Source organism: Mesorhizobium sp. M0676 (assembly GCF_040320535.1).
In the GTDB taxonomy this organism is placed as follows: Bacteria; Pseudomonadota; Alphaproteobacteria; order Rhizobiales; family Rhizobiaceae; genus Mesorhizobium.
The window spans coordinates 1-1,101 of record NZ_JAMYPU010000081.1; the positions used below are offsets into that span (position 1 = coordinate 1).

Sequence of the window (1,101 nt, forward strand, 5' to 3'; positions counted from 1 at the left end):
ATGGCACCTTGTGGAGTTGCTGATCGGATGCCTGTTCGGCGCGTCGTCGTCGCCTTGCCCATTCGCTGACGACACCCAGACGTCCCCGAATGCCCTTTGTCTTCAGCCGTCGCCAAAGCTCGCTTGCATTGTGGCAACCAGATTTCCATTGCCCGTCCAGGAAGGGGCAGCCAGGCTTCGAGTGAACTCTGGCGGGCGCGGAAGATATCGGTCCGCTGGCCACGGACCACCTGACGGACCAGCTTACGGCTGTGGCCGGTGCGACGCAGGATCTCCTTGATGGGGATGTCTTCGCTGGCAAGTTTCATGATTGCCGCATTTGTCTCCTCACGCCGCAGATAGCCTTCGTATTGCCGCTTCTCCGCGTAGGTGAGCAGATCGGGATTGATCGTCGTAGCGCCGATCGCAGTTCGGATTGTCCGCATCGACTTGCGGACGGCGTCGAGGAAAGCCGCACTCGCATTCTCCATGAGATGCCAGCGGTCGGCGACCTGAACCGCTTCGGGCAACGCCTTCGCGGTCGCTTCACCGTAACCGCCGCCGCGGTCGCGCGAGACGGTTTCGATCTGAGGATGGTCGGCGAGCCAGGCCTCGACGGTGGCAACCTCACGATCAGGCAACAGCGTCACGATCCGCCGCCGCTCCAGATCACAGACGATCGTGCCGTAACGATGGCCGCGACGGAAGGCCCAATCATCAATGCCGACAATTTTGAGAGGATCTGTTTGCAAACAGGCCCGTCGCCGCACCACCCGCAGCAGCGTGTCATTACTGACCGGGACCATCAGCCGCTTCGCAAAACTGGCCGCCGGCCGGCCGCCGAGCGCCAGCCCAAGATGATGAACGATACACTCCAATCGCGAGGTCCGGCGGGATCGCTCGGCGACAACGCAGTCGTCAAAGCGTTCAGCGAAGATTCGTCGACGGCACAATGGCGCATCGCAGATAAAGCGGCGGGCAACGAGGTGAAGCTCTACCTTCATCCCGGTACAGGGAAGATCCGAAACTCGTCGAAGATAGCGGCTATGGATCCGGTGCGACACTCTGCGGCAAAGAGGGCAAGGTCGCGCTGGCGCCCCTGAGCGGGCGGTAACGGCAATC

1 pseudogene is annotated in these 1,101 nt (G+C 61.9%); it reads right to left on the minus strand.

Going from position 1 to position 1,101, the window contains the following annotated elements:
* Nucleotides 1-1,101 (minus strand): annotated as a pseudogene (locus tag NKI35_RS31255) (ISL3 family transposase); the annotation flags it as partial.